13 protein-coding genes and 1 pseudogene are annotated in these 14,907 nt (G+C 74.2%); 6 read left to right on the forward strand and 8 right to left on the reverse strand.

Going from position 1 to position 14,907, the window contains the following annotated elements:
• Positions 1 to 27 precede the first annotated feature (27 nt).
• Both OG447_RS21330 and OG447_RS21335 read right to left on the reverse strand, forming a co-directional pair.
• Positions 28 to 636, reverse strand: a pseudogene (locus OG447_RS21330) (ADP-ribosylglycohydrolase family protein); the annotation flags it as partial.
• Positions 633 to 1,241, reverse strand: a complete 609-nt coding sequence (locus OG447_RS21335) for a TetR/AcrR family transcriptional regulator (RefSeq protein ID WP_266938437.1) — start codon at positions 1,239 to 1,241, stop codon at positions 633 to 635. The pseudogene OG447_RS21330 and the gene OG447_RS21335, both read right to left, overlap by 4 nt.
• Positions 1,242 to 1,332: 91 nt before the next feature.
• On the opposite strand from OG447_RS21335, the gene OG447_RS21340 reads away from it, so the two are divergent.
• Positions 1,333 to 2,460, forward strand: a complete 1,128-nt coding sequence (locus OG447_RS21340) for an NAD(P)/FAD-dependent oxidoreductase (RefSeq protein ID WP_266938439.1) — start codon at positions 1,333 to 1,335, stop codon at positions 2,458 to 2,460.
• Between the two features lie 12 nt (positions 2,461 to 2,472).
• Here the strand turns inward: OG447_RS21340 and OG447_RS21345 are convergent, their stop codons facing one another.
• A complete protein-coding gene (locus OG447_RS21345; protein WP_266938440.1) occupies positions 2,473 to 2,940 on the reverse strand; it encodes a VOC family protein in 468 nt (155 codons plus the stop codon).
• A gap of 127 nt (positions 2,941 to 3,067) precedes the next feature.
• Here OG447_RS21345 and OG447_RS21350 point away from each other — a divergent pair, with 127 nt between their 5' ends.
• The 4 genes from OG447_RS21350 (at position 3,068) to OG447_RS21365 (ending at position 7,196) form a co-directional block, all read left to right on the forward strand.
• On the forward strand, positions 3,068 to 3,583 hold the full coding sequence (locus tag OG447_RS21350; RefSeq protein ID WP_266938441.1) for a hypothetical protein: 516 nt from the start codon (positions 3,068 to 3,070) through the stop codon (positions 3,581 to 3,583).
• Between the two features lie 107 nt (positions 3,584 to 3,690).
• The gene (gene lnt / locus OG447_RS21355) at positions 3,691 to 5,313 is read left to right on the forward strand and encodes an apolipoprotein N-acyltransferase (RefSeq protein ID WP_266938442.1); all 1,623 of its coding nucleotides are present in this window, start codon (positions 3,691 to 3,693) and stop codon (positions 5,311 to 5,313) included.
• A 59-nt stretch (positions 5,314 to 5,372) separates the two neighbouring features.
• Positions 5,373 to 5,858: an NUDIX domain-containing protein gene (locus tag OG447_RS21360; protein ID WP_266938443.1), complete on the forward strand. Its 486-nt coding sequence runs from the start codon at positions 5,373 to 5,375 to the stop codon at positions 5,856 to 5,858.
• 138 nt (positions 5,859 to 5,996) lie between these two features.
• Positions 5,997 to 7,196 (forward strand): acyltransferase, encoded by a 1,200-nt coding sequence (locus tag OG447_RS21365; RefSeq protein WP_266938444.1) that lies wholly within the window; start codon positions 5,997 to 5,999, stop codon positions 7,194 to 7,196.
• Positions 7,197 to 7,332: 136 nt separating this feature from the next.
• Here OG447_RS21365 and OG447_RS21370 read toward each other — a convergent pair whose 3' ends face one another.
• Entirely contained in the window at positions 7,333 to 8,097 is a 765-nt protein-coding gene (locus tag OG447_RS21370) for a serine protease (RefSeq protein WP_266938445.1), read from the reverse strand.
• 191 nt (positions 8,098 to 8,288) lie between these two features.
• Positions 8,289 to 9,755, reverse strand: a complete 1,467-nt coding sequence (locus OG447_RS21375; RefSeq protein ID WP_266938447.1) for a hypothetical protein — start codon at positions 9,753 to 9,755, stop codon at positions 8,289 to 8,291.
• A 160-nt stretch (positions 9,756 to 9,915) separates the two neighbouring features.
• Between OG447_RS21375 and OG447_RS21380 the strand changes: the two genes are divergently transcribed.
• Complete coding sequence (locus tag OG447_RS21380; protein WP_266938448.1) at positions 9,916 to 11,205, forward strand: ATP-binding protein; 1,290 nt, start codon at positions 9,916 to 9,918, stop codon at positions 11,203 to 11,205.
• Positions 11,206 to 11,285: 80 nt separating this feature from the next.
• On the opposite strand, the gene OG447_RS21385 is transcribed toward OG447_RS21380, so the two are convergent.
• From OG447_RS21385 to OG447_RS21395, 3 genes are all read right to left on the reverse strand, one after another.
• Positions 11,286 to 11,882 carry a hypothetical protein gene (locus OG447_RS21385; RefSeq protein ID WP_266938449.1) on the reverse strand — a complete coding sequence of 199 codons (597 nt, stop codon included), beginning with the start codon at positions 11,880 to 11,882 and terminating at the stop codon, positions 11,286 to 11,288.
• On the reverse strand, positions 11,879 to 13,501 hold the full coding sequence (locus OG447_RS21390; protein ID WP_266938450.1) for a serine/threonine-protein kinase: 1,623 nt from the start codon (positions 13,499 to 13,501) through the stop codon (positions 11,879 to 11,881). The genes OG447_RS21385 and OG447_RS21390 overlap by 4 nt, the downstream gene beginning before the upstream one ends.
• A gap of 106 nt (positions 13,502 to 13,607) precedes the next feature.
• A complete protein-coding gene (locus OG447_RS21395; RefSeq protein ID WP_266938451.1) occupies positions 13,608 to 14,864 on the reverse strand; it encodes a Tm-1-like ATP-binding domain-containing protein in 1,257 nt (418 codons plus the stop codon).
• Positions 14,865 to 14,907: the final 43 nt, after the last annotated feature.

Consider the following 14,907-nt stretch of genomic DNA (forward strand, 5'->3'; position numbering starts at 1 on the left):
GACGACGCCACTTCGGACTTACTCGTCTAGCACCCGGCCGTACCGCTCGCGGTGGTCCGGGTGCACCGCCGCCAGAGCCGCGGGCAGGGCGCCCAGTGGATCGGCTCCGTCCAGGGCCACCCGTACGAGCTCGTGCAGCAGGGCCGTGCCCTCCCAGGCGGCCCGGTCGCCGTGCGTCAGGGCCGCGATCCGCCGGGCCGCGTCCATCGTCCGCTCCCGTCCGGCGGGGGAGAAGTACACCGCCGAGGTGGCGGCGCGCATCAGCGAACCGTTGCCCGCGGCACGGGTGTTGACCTGGAAGTGCAGGGCAGCGGCCCGATCCCAAGCCGCGCCGTTCGTCAGCACGTCCTCGGTCTGGAGCCCGATGTCCTTGGGCTGTCCGGCCGCCCACCGCTGGAACCGCCGGAAGACGTCGGGGAGTTCGAGGCCGCCGCACTCCAGCAGGGACTCGCCGACCAGGACCGCCATCTGCGTGTCGTCCGTGGCTTCTCCGGGGTCCCAGCCGCCGCCCCCGCGCATCTCCTCGCCGCGTACGGTCAGTTGCCCGGCGGGCCCGAACTCGTACGGCGCGCCGAGGGCGTCGCCCGCCGCGGAGCCGAGTACGGCGCCCACGGCCCGGTCGATCCGCGTGGTCACGGCGCCTCCCCGGGGTGGACCGCCTCGCCGGGGTGTACGGCGGCCAGCAGGCCGCGGGTGAAACCCTCCAGGTCGTCGAGGCCGGCGGCGGCCAGCGTGCCGGGGGATCCGGTCAGCAGGTGGAGGAGCGCGCCGTGCAGGGCGAGGGTGAGGGTGCGGACCCGCTCCGGTCCGGCCGGCAGTCCGGCGGAGCGCAGCAGGTGCGCGTACGCCGCGAAGTCCGCCGTGCCGATCGGGTCCAGCAGGGCGGCCAGCCAGGGCCGCCGCGTCGCCTCCGTCTGGAGCTCCAGGTAGGCCAGTACGCGCGAACGCCCGGGCCCGGCCACGTCGCGCAGCATCCCGGCGAGGAGGGCCGCCAGCTCGCGGGCGTCGGCGGGTCCGGGCCCGGACCCCGCGAGGGCCGCGGCCATGGCCAGGTACTGCTCCATGCAGCGTTCGGCCACGGCCCGCACCAGCGCGTCGCGGGTGGGGAAATAGTTCTTGGACGTACCCGCGGGCACGTCCGCGGCCGCGTCGACGGCCCGGTGCGTCAGCCCGCGCCCGCCCGCTTCCGCCAGAACGCCGATGGCCGCGTCCCGCAGCCGGTCCCTCCGCTCGTGATTCACATTGCCAGCTTAACCACAGCCGTGGTACCACAGATGTAGTACCACGGCTGTGGTGGTCGTGGGGGCGATCGCAAGAGCGAAGGGGTCCGTCATGGGCGCACGAGCCGGGGGCACGGCTGTCGTCGTCGGAGCGGGGGTCGGCGGGCTGGCCACCGCCGTCGGCCTGCGCCGCGCGGGCTGGGAGGTGACCGTCCTGGAGCGCCGCGCCGCGCTCGAACGCTACGGAACGGCCTTCGGAATCCACCCCACCGCCCAGGCCGCGCTCGACCGGCTCGGCCTCGGCGACGCGCTCCGGGCGCGCGCGGTCCCGTACCGCGGGGCCCGGATCCGGCGCCCCGACGGCACGGTGCTGGCCGCGCTCCCGCTCGAACGGATCGAGCGCAAGGCGGGCCGTCCCGAACTGCTGGTATCCCGCCCCTACTTGATCGACGCCCTGCTGGCCGCACTCGACGGGCTCGGCGGAGTGGAGATCGCGTACGGGCAGCACCTCGCCGACCCGGCGTCCCTCGGCGCCGACCTCGTCGTCGGCGCCGACGGCATCAACAGCACCGTCCGCACCGCGCACTTCGGCGAGCGCAGCCGCCCGTGCCAGGTCGGCACCGTCGCCTGGATCGGCATCGCCGGATTCGAGACCGGGCGGTACGGGGAGACCTGGGGCGACGGCCGCTTCTTCGGCATGACCCCCGTCGAGCCGGGACGCACCAACTGGTACGCCGCCGTCCCCGCGGCCACCGCCGCCGCCGGACCCGCCACGGCCGGCGGCCCTGCCGGCGCCACCGGCCCCGGCGAGTCCGCCGAACAGCTGCGGGCCGCCTTCGCCGGGTGGCACGACCCGATCCCGCGCGTCCTGGCCGAGACCGAGCCCGCCACCTGGATCCGGTACGAGATGCGTCACCTGTACCCGGCGCTCCCCTCCTTCACCGCGGCCGCCCGGGTCGCCCTGGTCGGGGACGCGGCCCACGCCATGACCCCCAACCTCGGCCAGGGCGCCTGCACCGCCCTGCTCGACGCGGAGGCCCTGACCCGCGCCGTGGCGGAGGCCGGCCCGGACCGGCTGCCGGCCGCCCTGCGCGCCTACGACACCGAGCGCCGCCGCAGCGCCCAACGCGTGGCCTTCGGCTCCCGGAACCTGCACCGCCTCATGACCGCCCGCAGCCCGGCGCTGCGCGACGCCCTCGTCAGCCTCCTGCCGGGCGGCGGCGGCGAGCCCGCCGCCTGAGCGGGGCGGCGACTAAGGGGTATCCGCGAGGCGGCGCTTCAGCTCCTCGTCCGACACCTCCTCCAGGTGGGTCAGGAAGATCCACAGGTGTCCGAACGGGTCGCGGAGGATGACGGTCCGGTCGCCGTGGAACTGGTCCGCCGGCTCCTGGACCAGTTCCGCGCCGGCCGCCACGGCCGTCCGTGCGAGCGCGTCCACGTCCGGTACGAACACGTGCAGCGCGACCGAGGTCCCGCCCAGGGCCGAGGGTGCGGTGAAGGGGCCTTCGGAGGTGTCGCCGAGCATCAGCACGGCCTCGCCTACGCGGATCTCGGCGTGGAGCACGCCGCCCTTCGGGGCGGCGAGCCGGAACTCCTCGACCGCCCCGAAGGCCTGCTGGTAGAAGGCGATCGCGGCGGCCGCGTCGGACACCATGATGTGCGGCACCACCGCGGTGCGGTAGCGCTCGGGAGTGATCTGTGCTGCCTCGTGAGTAGTCATGTGGACGACCGTAAAACCTCAAGTTTGGTTCAGGTCAAGAGCGGGCAGGCGCGGATGCGTGAGCCGCGCTGCACCGACTGGGCGAGAGGCGGTGGCGGGCATGCGGAACGTGAGTACGCTGCTAGTCATGACCGGTCACCCCCCGGGTCCGCTCTGGACGGGCCGGGCCTCCAACCGTGCGCAGTGGCTGCTTGCAGCGGCCGGCGCGGGCTGTCTGGCGCTGGGCATCGAGCTCGCGGTCGACAGTGCCTGGACCGCCGGCATCATCCCGCTGCTCATGGCCGTGATCGGCTGCCTCGCGGCCGGGCTGCTCATCCTCTACGGGACCATCGCCTTCGTCCACGTCGCCGTGACCGTCGACGCCGAGGCCCTGGAGGTGCGCTGCGGCCACATCGGGCTGCCCCGCCGCAAGATCCGCCTCGCACAGGTCACCTCGGCCGAGTTCCTTCCCAGGATCACCCCGCAGCAGTGGGGCGGCTGGGGCCACCGCTGGCGGCCCGAGAAGGGCACCGCGATCATCGTCCGGCGCGGCGAGGGCCTGGAACTGAGGCTCGACGACGGCAAGCGGTTCACCGTCACCGTGGACGACGCCGAGAACGCCGTCCGCGTCATCCGCACCCACCTGCGCGCCCACGCCCGCTAGTGCTGTGGCCGGCAAACCTTTCCGGCCACAGCACTAGGGGGTGTCCGTACAGAACACCCCGTAGGTCCTTACCGGGGCCCGGCGTGTGGGGACGTACACTCCGCCAGATGAGCAGCAGTGCCACCCGCGCGGCCGGAAACGAGCCCGCGCAGCCCGCAGACCCCGTCGCGGCGGGCCCCGCGACCACCGACGCCGTGTCTCCCCCGAAGGGAACGCGGAAGGCGTTCTGGCTGCGCGCCGCCCTCGCCGCCGTGGCCGGCGTGCTGCTCTACCTCAGCTTCCCGCCCCGCCCGCTGTGGTGGCTGGCCCCCTTCGCCCTCGCCCTGCTCGCCGGCTGCCTGTACGGCCGCCGCGCCCGGGCCGGCTTCGGCATCGGGTTCCTCGCCGGGCTGGGATTCCTGCTGCCGCTCCTCGTCTGGACCGGCGAGGAGGTCGGCCCGGTGCCCTGGCTGGCGCTGGCCACCGTGGAGGCCCTGTTCATCGGGCTCACCGGCCTCGCCGTCGCACTCGTCAGCAGGCTCCCCGCCTGGCCGCTGTTCGCCGCCGCCGTATGGGTCGCCGGAGAGGCGGTCCGCGCCCGGGCCCCGTTCGGCGGCTTCCCCTGGGGCAAGCTCGCCTTCGGCCAGGCCGACGGCGTCTTCGCCCCGCTCGCCGCCCTCGGCGGCACCCCCGTGCTGTCCTTCGCCGTGGCCCTGTGCGGATTCGGCCTCTACGAGGTCCTGCGGATCGCCCGCCGCCACCCCCGCCGCGCCGCCGCGGCCCTGGCCGTCCTCAGCGTCGGCGCACCGGTCGTCGCGGGCCTCGCTGCCCGCCCCCTGGTCTCCGACGCGGCCGAGGACGGCACCGTCGTGGCGGCCGTCATCCAGGGCAACGTGCCCCGCCTCGGCCTGGACTTCAACTCCCAGCGCCGCCAGGTCCTGGACAACCACGCCCTGCGCACCAAGCAGCTGGCCGAGGAGGTCAAGGCCGGGTCCGCCCGCCGCCCGGACTTCGTCGTCTGGCCGGAGAACTCCTCCGACCTCGACCCCTACCTCGAAGCGGACGCCTACGAGGCCATCGACTCGGCCGTCAAGGCCATCGGCGTGCCCGTCGCGATCGGCTCCGTCCTGGTCCCGGAATCCGGCCCGCTGCGCAACACGATGATCCTCTGGGACCCGGTCAAGGGCCCCACCGTGACCTACGACAAGCGCAAGATCCAGCCCTTCGGCGAACGCATCCCGATGCGCTCGGTCGTGCGGCTCTTCAGCGCCGACGTGGACCGGGTGCGCCGCGACTTCGGCCCCGGCAAGGACCCCGGCGTCTTCGACATGGCCGGCAGCCGGGTCGGCATGGTCACCTGCTTCGAGGCCGCCTTCGACGACGCCGTCCGCTCCACCGTCCAGGCCGGAGCCCAGGTGATCGCCGTCCCCAGCAACAACGCTACTTTCGGCCGCTCCCAGATGACCTACCAGCAGCTCGCCATGGACCGGATCCGCGCCATCGAGCACAGCCGGACCGTCCTCGTCCCCGTCACCAGCGGGGTCAGCGCGGTCATCCGCCCCGACGGGAGGATCGTCCAGCGGACCGAGATGTTCACCGCGGACGCGCTGGTCGCCGAGATCCCGCTGCGGTCCTCCCGTACCCCGGCCACCCTCGTCGGCCCGCTCCCGGAGTACGCGCTGCTCGTCGCCGCCGCGGCCGGGCTCGGCTGGGTCCTGACCCGCCGGATCCGCGCCCGGCCACAGCACTAGGGCCTGCCTTCGGGTCAGGCCGGATCAGTGCCGTCCCGCAGGCCTCGTAGGGTCGGGGGATGACCACACCCGATTTCATCCGCGCCATCCGCGCCACCGCCGGGCACCAGCTGCTCCTGCTGCCCGGCGTCACGGCCATCGTCCTCGACGACCGGGGCCGGGTGCTGCTCGGCCGGCGGTCCGACACCGGACGGTGGTCCGTGATCGGCGGAATCGCGGAGCCGGGGGAGCAGCCCGCCGAGACCGCCGTGCGCGAGGTGTACGAGGAGACGGCCGTGCGGTGCGTCCCGGAGCGGGTCGTGCTCGTACAGATGCTCGCGCCGATCACCTACCCCAACGGCGACGTCTGCCAGTTCCAGGACATCACCTTCCGCTGCCGGGCGACCGGCGGCGAGGCCAGGGCCAATGACCACGAGTCCCTGGAGGTGGCCTGGTTCGAGGTGGACGCGCTGCCGCCGCTGGAGCGTTTCGCGCTGGACCGGATCCACCAGGCGCTGCGGGACGAACCGACCTGGTTCGAAATCCCCGCCGAGATCGCGGAGTAGGGCGCGCCCGACAAAGCGGACGTACGTCCTCCGCTGCCGGGCCCGGGCCCCGGGGACCGCTTGTACGTGCGCTGTAGGGTTCCGCTGCATCTGACGGCGGTAATCGGACTGTCGTACTTTCGAGGAGGCGGTCGAGGGATGAGCACGCGCAGTTCAGCCGGAACGTCGCAGCCGGGCGGCCGCACGCGTGCCGGAGCCCCCGGCGGGCGCCTGGCGGTCCTCGACGGCATCCGGGTCCTCGCCGCGCTCGCCGTGCTCTTCTACCACTACGCGGCCCTCGAGAGCGCCTGGGGCGAACCGACCGCCGGCGTCTTCCCCGTCGCCCACAGGTTCGCCGTCTACGGCTGGCTCGGAGTCGAGATCTTCTTCCTGGTCAGCGGGTTCGTGATCTGTATGAGCGCTTGGGGCCGCTCAGTGGGCGACTTCGCGGTGTCCCGGGTCTCCCGGCTCTTCCCCGCCTACTGGGCGGCCGTGGCCTTCACCACCCTCGTGCTGTTCAACTGGCCCGAGGTGAGGCGGGTCGGCGCGGTCAGCGACGTGGTGGTGAACCTGTCGATGCTCCAGGGCGGGATCGGCGTCCCCAACATCGACGACGCCTACTGGACCCTCTTCGTCGAGCTCAAGTTCTACATACTGTTCGCGGTCGTCGTCATGCGCGGCGTGACCTACCGCAACTGCGTCCTGTTCTGCGGGCTCTGGACCCTCGCCGGCGTCGTGGCACCCTCCGCCGACAACGGCGTGCTGTCCTTCTTCGCGGCCCCGTCCGCCTCCCCTTACTTCATCGCCGGCATCGCCTTCTACCTGATGCGCCGTTTCGGGCCGAACGCCGTCCTGTGGGCCGTCGTCGGCGTCCAGTTCCTCCTCGCACAGCACTACGTGCACGCCCGCATGCTCGCCAGCCTCGGCCGGGGCACCACCGACCAGACGCCCGCCTGGCCCGCCCACGCGATCATCCTGCTCGGTTTCACCGTCATGGCCGCCCTGGCGCTCGGCGCCCTCGACGGCATCCGATGGCGCTGGCTCCCGCACGCCGGAGCGGTCACCTACCCGCTCTACCTGATCCACATGATGGCCGGGCTGACCTTCATCCACCACTTCCGCCGCGAGGTGGCGCCCGTGCCCCTGTTCCTCGGCGTGACGGCCTGCATGGTGCTGCTCGCCTGGCTGATCCACCGGTTCGTCGAACGCCCGCTGGGGCGCGTACTGCGCGACCGGCTGCGCCGCGGAGTGCAGGACATCCGGTCGGCCACGCCGGGCCGGCCGTCGGTCGACCGGCTGCCCGCGCAGCCCTCCGCGCCCGGGGCGGAACGCATCCCGGCCGGCCGGACGCGACTCTGACGGCACGACCCGCTGCTGTGACCGAAAGGTTCACCGGGTGCGCCGCACCTCGCCGGCACGCCGAAGACCGCTGAACCCTGACCGTCGGCACGCCGAAGACCGCTGAATCCTGACACCCCCTAGGTCCCGCGCCCCGTCAGCCCGCGTCGGCCGCCTCCCGGTACAGCTCCACCGCCTGGTCGCCCAGCACCGCGCTGTACGAGATCTCCGGCACGGTCCCGCCGCCCTCGTGGCCCCCGAGCACCCCGGCCAGCGCGCCGTGCACCAGCCAGGGGCTGCCGCTGGTGCCGCCGCCGAGGTCCGGACAGCCGATCCGGCGCTGGGTGTCGGAGAAGAGGCCGGTGGTGTTGGCGCAGCTCAAGGGGGCCTCCTCGGTGCGCGGGTACCCGATGACCGTCACCGTGGCGTCGTCCGGCTGCTCGGCGGCCACCGGGAAGCCGCCCACGAGGTCCTCGACGGAACCGGTCCGCCCGTCCTGCGCCGGGGCCACCGTCGCGAAGGCGATGTCGTCGTCGGGGTCCTCGCCCTCGGTCCAGCCCGGGGCGACGTACACACTGGTGATCTTCCACGTGCCGTACGGGGCGCTGCCGTCCCGGTAACCCGGTGCGAAGACGGTGGTGCCGGGGCTGTCCAGGCAGTGCGCGGCGGTGGCGATCACGTCGCGGTCGTCGCTGCGCACGACGGCGGCGGTGCAGAAGTGCCCGCCGTCGAGCCCGTCCGCGAAGAGCGCGCCCACCCGGTCCGCCGCGGCGTCGGGCGGCGCCTGCGCGGTGACGCCGAGGGGCTGCCCGGCCGCCGCGCCGGGCACGTCCACGCTGATCAGCGCGGCCATCGCGGTCAGCGCGAGCAGGATCCGTGACGCCCGCCGCGCACGGGTGCGCCGGGCCGTTCGGGGGAGCATGCGGTGGATCATGCTCCCACCCTGCCCTCCGAACCCATGTCCGGAGCCCGGTATTCCGTATGAATCCCCTGTGAATCCGGTGAACCAGATGTGCAGGACACCTCTGCGGCCGGGCGCGGGGCCGGGCCGAGCCGGGCCGAGCCGGGCCGTGCGGGGCCGGCCCGGCCCGGCTCGGACTTACTCGTCCAGACCTACCCGCGCCGCTCGTACACCGTCACCCGGCGGCCCCGGACCTGCCGGTCCTCCACCACCGTGAACCGCTCCCGCAGGACCGCCGCCTTCACCTTGTCCCGCTCCGCCGACGGCGGCTTCGCCACCTTCGCGGCGTCCGTCACCAGCAGCACCCGCCGCTGTTCGAGCAGCGCCGCCCGGATCCGCTCCGGGTCCGCCTCCTCGCCCTTGAGGGTGGCCGAGGCGACCGGGCCCTCGGCCAGCGCGATGTCCGACAGCCCGGTGAACGCGCCGGGGGTGACCAGCGCCGTGTCCCGCCGGGCGGCCGGGACGAACAGCACCGCGTCCCCCGCCCGCCCCATCCGGGACACCTCGCCGGCCGCCGCCAGCACGTCGTCGACCCGGCTCGCCGGAGCCCGCTTGCCGAGCTCCACCGGCAGCAGCGCCAGCACCGAGACCCCCACCACACCGGGCACGAGCAGGGTCGACGCCCTCGGGAACCGCGGCGCGCAGGCCCGTACCGCCGCGCCCAGGGCCGCCCCGATCAGCAGGGCCAGACCGACCATGCTGAACAGCACGTACCGGTCCAGGAACAGCGGCTGGACCAGGGACAGCCCGATCAGCCCGAGCTGCGGCACCGCCAGCAGCGGCAGTCCCACTGCCGCCGCCGAGAGCCTGCCGCGGCCCGGGCGGTCGGCCCACGCGCCGAGGCCGCCCACGGCGAGGAGGATCCCCGGCCCGATCAGCATGTGCCAGGTCAGCGGCGGTATCCACGACACCTGGTCGGACTGGCCGCGGCTGAACAGGATCAGCGGCAGCGCCCCCGCCACGGCCGCCGTGCCGTACGCGGCCCAGCGCAGCCACACCCCGCGCCCGGCCCGCACCCACCACAGGGTGGCCGCGTGGGCGGGCAGGATCAGCAGCGACAGCCAGTTCAGCAGGGCGCAGACCAGCACGGTGATCCCGTACGCCGTCCAGCGCGGCCAGACCCGCCGCCCGGGCCGCCCCTCCGTGCCGCTCGCCAGGAGCGTCACCAGCAGCAGCGTCGACAGCCCGGCCCCGGCGGCGACCAGCGCGTACGGGCGGCCCTCCTGGAGGTAGAACTGCACGGCCGGCAGCAGCCCCAGCGCCAGCCCGCCGCCGAGCCCGGCCCAGAAACCGGCGAGGCGCCGCCCGAGCAGCGCCACGCACGCGGCGGCCGCGGCGACCGCGAGCACCGACGGCAGCCGCAGGGTCGTCGTACTCGCCCCGAACACTTCGAAGAGGCCGTGCATCAGCAGGTAGTACAGCCCGTGCACGGCGTCGACGTTCCCGAGCAGGGCCCAGATCTCGCCCACCGAACGCCCGGCCACCTGCCAGGTCGCCGCCTCGTCCCGCCACACGCTGTCCTGCCGGGACAGTCCCCACAGGCCGAGCGCCAGGGTCCAGAGGAACGGGATGAGCCATAGGAGAAGCCCGCGTCGGGCCGCGGGTATGTGGCAAAGCATGAAGGTGCGGGAATCCTCGGTCTGGTGTTCGGGCGGAAGGCACCAGTCTATGGACGCCGCGGATGGTTTCCGGCCGGGCTGTTGTGCACGACGGAGCGTGATCGCCGGGCCCTGCCGCCCCTAGCCTCGCCGCAGGAGCACGAACGAGGGGCGGTACCCGGTGAACTGGCTCATCCACGACTACCGCGAGAGCGATCTCGCAGCGGTGGTCCACCTGATCGACACGACGGCCGAACTCGGCCAGGAGTCCGTCTTCTCGCTCGCCGAGTGCATCAGCGCCCTCACCGACCGGCAGCCCTGCGTGGTCGCCGTCCACCAGGGCGTCCCGATCGGCGCCGCCCTCGCCTGCGTCACCGGGGAACGGGCCTGGGTCATGCGCATCGCCATCGCCGCCGGCTGGCGCGGCCGGGGCCTGGCCTCCGCGCTGCTCGTCGAGCTGGAGCGGCGGCTCATCGCCGCCCGCGTCGGCCGGATCGCGTACGTCCTCCCCGAGGAGGACCTGCTCGGCGAGGGCCTCCTGAACGCCGGCTACACCCGGCAGCCCGCCGTCGCCTACTTCGAGAAGACCGAGCCGCTGCACGGACCGGCAGCAGGCCTCCTCGACGACCTCGGCGGCCGCTTCCTGCCCAACGACCTGTGGGCCAAGGTCGCGGGCATGGAGAAGGAGAAGGACCTCATCGAACGGCGCGTGGTGCTGCCGCTCGCCGAGCCGGAACGGGCCGCCTCCCACGGCGTGCGCCCGCCGCGCGCCATCACCCTCTTCGGCCCGCCCGGTACCGGCAAGACCACCTTCGCCCGGGCCATCGCCTCCCGGCTGGGCTGGCCCTTCGTGGAACTCCTGCCCTCCCGGCTCGCGGACGAGGGCAACCTTGCGGCCGCCCTGCGCGACGCCTTCGGCCGGATCGCCGAGCTGGAACGGGTGCTGGTCTTCATCGACGAGGTCGAGGAGATCGCGCCGGTGCGCACCGAGCCCGCGCAGCCGGGCGGGATCCACGGGGTCACCAACGAGCTGCTGAAGCTGATACCCGGCTTCCGGGAGGGCGACGAGCGGCTGCTGGTGTGCGCCACCAACTCCATCCGCTCCCTCGACCCGGCCTTCCTGCGGCCCGGACGCTTCGACTACCTGATCCCGATCGGCACCCCGGACGCCGGGGCGCGCGCCGCGATCTGGTCCCGCTACACGGCGGGGCGCGCGGACGTCGACGTCACGGCCCTGGTGGCGGCGACGGAGCTGTTCACGCCGGCCGACATCGAGCACGCGGCGCGGATCGCGGCGCAGGTGTCCTTCGAACGGGACCTGGAGGCGGTGGGCGCGCGGGGCGCGGCGGCCGCGCAGCTCGGTGCGGCCACGGAGGACTACCTGGCGGCGGTCCGGCAGTGCCGTCCGACGGTGACCCCGGCGATGACGGGCGAGTTCGAGGCGGACATCACCGCCCACGCCCGGTTCTGAGCTCCGTCCCCCGGTTGCGGCGGGGGACGGATACGCGAAGGGCCGAACGGCCGCAGGCGCGCACGGCCTGCGGCCACGGCCTACGGGCGGCAGCGGTACGTGAACTCCACCGCGGCGGTGCGCTCGGCGGGCGCGACCAGGCGGAGTTCGGCCCTCGCCGGGTAGGTCCCCGCGCCCTTGAAGGTCCACAGCAGGTGCAGCCGGGCCTCGTGCTGCCCGCGGGGCACCCGCTCGGTCAGCTGCTCCGACCGCGTCCCGTCGCTGCGGACCCAGTGGTAGGTGAGGGTTCCCGGCCGCCCGTTGGTCCGTACGACGGCCACCACGTCGGCCGCCGCGTCACAGGGCGGGCCCGCGGCATCCGTGGTCACCGCGATGTCCCGGACCTCGATGGCGGGCCCGAACCGCTGCCAGCCGAGGTACGCGAGGACCGCGAGCAGCACGACCGCGGCCAGGGTGTACCGGCGCAGTCCCGCGCCCCGGGGCGGCCGGGGCGGGGCGGCCGCGGTCACGGGGAACGGCGCGGGCATGGCCGCCGTGACGCCGGGCCCGAACCGGAGCACGGATCCCTCGACCCGGTCGGGTGTCACCTCCGCGGGCTCGGGAGGTCCGGTGAACCAGTGGCTGCCGAGGACGGTGGCGCTGTAGTCCTCGTCCTCGGGGCCTCGGTGACCGCTCATCGTGGGACCTCCGGCTCCTGCTGACAGCGGGGCAGCAACTGCGAGGCGGACGCGGACTTGTTCCCGGCGGCCGGCTTGGTGGTGACCCTCACGCCGCCGTAACAGCCGTGCCCCCGGGTGAAGAGGTGGCTCCGGACCACGGGGGACGCCCCGCCGGCCGGGATCACCACGGTGTCCGTGCCGTCGGGCACGGAGTGGGCGCCCGGCGCGCTGCCGAGGAACCACTCCAGCACCACGGTGACCGGACCGGTTCCCTCGGTGGCGACGTTGACCGTCGCCTCTCCCTGGTAGACGCCGGTCGGCCGCAGCGAGACGTCCACCTTCGTGACCTTCAGGGTCGGGGTGGGTGTGGGCGTGGGGGTCGGGGTGGGTTTCGGCGTGGGCGACCAGCTGACCGTCGGCGTGGGGGTCGCGGTGCCGCTCGGCGAAGGGGACGGGGACGGGCTGGCGGACGGGGACGGGGAGGCCGAAGGGGACGGTGTCGGTGACGGGCTCGGTGACGCCGGAGGGGCCGGGGCGGGCGAGGCCGGTCCGGGCGGGGCCGGGCTCGTCGTGGCGAACGCGGTCAGCGCCGAGGAGCCGCCCGGGGCCGCGCCGATGGCGTCCGTCGTGACCGCCAGCACCGTTCCCAGCACCAGTGCCAGCCCCGCCGCCAGCCAGCCGCGCCGGCCGGGAGCCCAGCCGGAGCCGCTGTGCAGCGTGGTCGTGGCCACGTCCGTGGTGCCGGCCGCCGGGGCGCCCGCCGAGGGGAACAGCAGCGGCAGCAGCGCCGCCAGGGCCGCCAGCTTGCGCTGGCCGCGCTCCTCCCACTGGGGCCCGTACGCGGCGAGCGCCACACCCTCCAGCTCCGCCACGAACGCCTCGGCGTTCTCCGGCCGCTGCTCGGGCCGCTTGGCCAGGCCGCGCCGGATCAGCGGGCGTACGGGCTCCGGTGCCTCGGTCTCCGGCACCGGGGCCTCGATGTGCTGCACCGCGAGCTCCGCGAAGTTCTCCCCGTCGTAGGGCTTGCGCCCGGTGAGGCATTCGAAGAAGGTCGCCGTCGCGGCGTACACATCGGCCGCGGGCGAGGCGGGCCGGCCCTGCCACTGTTCGGGGGCCATGTAGGCGGGCGTTCCGGCCACCCCGGGGGTGGCCCCGCGGTCCACCGCGATGCCGAAGTCCACCAGCTTCGACGAGCCGTCCTGGGCGACCAGGACGTTCTCCGGCTTGTAGTCCCGGTGGACGACACCGGCCCGGTGCGCGGCGGCCAGCCCGAGGAGGGAGCCCTTCAGCACCACGAGCGCGGCCTCGGCGTCGGCCCGCCCGGAGCGCTTGAGCAGCGCGCGCAGGGAGATCCCGTCCACCAGCTCCATCACGATGGCCGCGCCGCCGGGCGCCTCCACGTACTCGTACAGCCCCACCACGTACGCGGACCGCAGCCCGCCGAGCAGCCGCGCCTCGGCCCGGAACCCGCCCAGGAAGGCCTGGTCCTCGCGCAGCCGGTCGCTGAGGTACTTCACCGCGACGGCCGTGCCCGTGCCGTCGTGGACGGCGAGCACCACGCGGCCGCTGCCTCCCGAGCCGAGTTCCCTGATCTCCGTGTAACCGGGGACCGACCATGCTGTCAGCGTGCCGTCCATCTTCCCGCCCCCTGCCGTGGCGCCACCGTGCCCCGACCGGTCTGTGACCGGCCACCCCCTGGGACACGCTTTCCGCCACGGCCGGTTCCCTGCCGTGCGGGTGGTGTCAGGCGGCGGCCGAAACCGCCCCGATCATGGCGTGCAGCCGGTCGGCCGCCGCCCGGCCGAAGGCCGGGTCGTTGATGTGCGTGTCGTAGTCGTAGAGCCCGGCGGCGCTGCCCCGCAACCCTTCGCGCAGCGCCGAGAACAGGGCCTGGTCCGCGCCGGGGTCATGGTAGGGGCCGCCCGGCACACCGAGCGTGGACAGTCCACGGAGCGGAACGCAGACGGCCGTGGGCCCGGTCGCCACCCGCAGTTTGGCGGCCACACTGCGGCCCAGCTCCGCGCACTCGGCCTCGGTCGTACGGATCACCGTGATGGACGGGTTGTGTACGTGGACGCGCCGGTAGCGGGCCCGGTCGGGCAGGGTCTCGAACGGGCCGAACTTCACCATGTCCAGCGCTCCCAGGCTCACCACCTGCGGGATCCCGGCGCGGCCGGCGGCGCTGAGCCGGTCGGGGCCCGCGGTGAGGATCCCCCCGCACAGCTCGTCGGCGAGCTCGCTGAGCGTCAGGTCGAGCACGCCCGCGAAGACGCCCTGGGCGGCCAGGGTCTCCAGGGTGCGGCCGCCCGTTCCGCTGACGTGGAAGACCAGCACCTCGTAGCCCAGCTCGGTCAGCCGCTCCCTGGCCGCGTCCACACCGGTCGTGGTCACGCCCGCCATGCTCGCCGCGATCAGCGGGCGGGCGCCGGCGCCCAGCCGGGGCGGACGGACCAGGTCCAGGCTCGCGCGGGCGAAGGCCTTGGCCATGCCGGCCACCGCCTCCACCGCGTTCGCCAGGACCGGTTCGGAGATGCTGTTGATCCCCGCGATGTCCACCACGCTGTACATCATCGTGATGTCAGCGGAGCCGACGTACGGGGAGACGTCCCCGGCCGCCATGGACGAGACCATGAGTTTGGGCACGCCCAGCGGCAGGGCCCGCATCGCCCGGGTGGCGATGGAGGTGCCGCCACTGCCGCCGATCGCGAGCACCCCGTGCAGCCGGCCTTCGGCGTGCAGGCGTAACAGGGTCGCCTCCGCGCCCCTGGCCATCGTGGTCACGGCCGCGCCCCGGTCGGCGGCCGCGCGTAGTTCCGACAGTTCCGTTCCGGCCGCCCGGGCCACCGCGTCCCGCGGCACATCGGCGGGCACCCGGGGTTCGCCCATGATTCCTGCGTCGACCAGTACCACTTCGACGCCGGCACGCTGCAGCCTCTCGCGCAGCCAGCCGTACTCCACACCCTTGGTGTCCAGGGTTCCCACCAGCACGACGTTCGTCATGGGTGTAATGTCCACGCACGCGGGTGCCTTGGCAAGTCAAGGC

The organism is Streptomyces sp. NBC_01408, assembly GCF_026340255.1.
In the GTDB taxonomy this organism is placed as follows: Bacteria; Actinomycetota; Actinomycetes; order Streptomycetales; family Streptomycetaceae; genus Streptomyces.

What these genes read in the sequence shown, in the direction of transcription:
- OG447_RS21390 (WP_266938450.1), bottom strand. Translation starts at nt 13,501, where the DNA reads ATGGACGGCACGCTGACAGCATGGTCGGTCCCCGGTTACACGGAGATC.
- OG447_RS21385 (WP_266938449.1), bottom strand. Translation starts at nt 11,882, where the DNA reads ATGAGCGGTCACCGAGGCCCCGAGGACGAGGACTACAGCGCCACCGTC.
- OG447_RS21345 (WP_266938440.1), bottom strand. Translation starts at nt 2,940, where the DNA reads ATGACTACTCACGAGGCAGCACAGATCACTCCCGAGCGCTACCGCACC.
- lnt (WP_266938442.1), top strand. Translation starts at nt 3,691, where the DNA reads ATGAGCAGCAGTGCCACCCGCGCGGCCGGAAACGAGCCCGCGCAGCCC.
- OG447_RS21360 (WP_266938443.1), top strand. Translation starts at nt 5,373, where the DNA reads ATGACCACACCCGATTTCATCCGCGCCATCCGCGCCACCGCCGGGCAC.
- OG447_RS21340 (WP_266938439.1), top strand. Translation starts at nt 1,333, where the DNA reads ATGGGCGCACGAGCCGGGGGCACGGCTGTCGTCGTCGGAGCGGGGGTC.
- OG447_RS21365 (WP_266938444.1), top strand. Translation starts at nt 5,997, where the DNA reads ATGAGCACGCGCAGTTCAGCCGGAACGTCGCAGCCGGGCGGCCGCACG.
- OG447_RS21370 (WP_266938445.1), bottom strand. Translation starts at nt 8,097, where the DNA reads ATGCTCCCCCGAACGGCCCGGCGCACCCGTGCGCGGCGGGCGTCACGG.
- OG447_RS21350 (WP_266938441.1), top strand. Translation starts at nt 3,068, where the DNA reads ATGACCGGTCACCCCCCGGGTCCGCTCTGGACGGGCCGGGCCTCCAAC.
- OG447_RS21375 (WP_266938447.1), bottom strand. Translation starts at nt 9,755, where the DNA reads ATGCTTTGCCACATACCCGCGGCCCGACGCGGGCTTCTCCTATGGCTC.
- OG447_RS21395 (WP_266938451.1), bottom strand. Translation starts at nt 14,864, where the DNA reads ATGACGAACGTCGTGCTGGTGGGAACCCTGGACACCAAGGGTGTGGAG.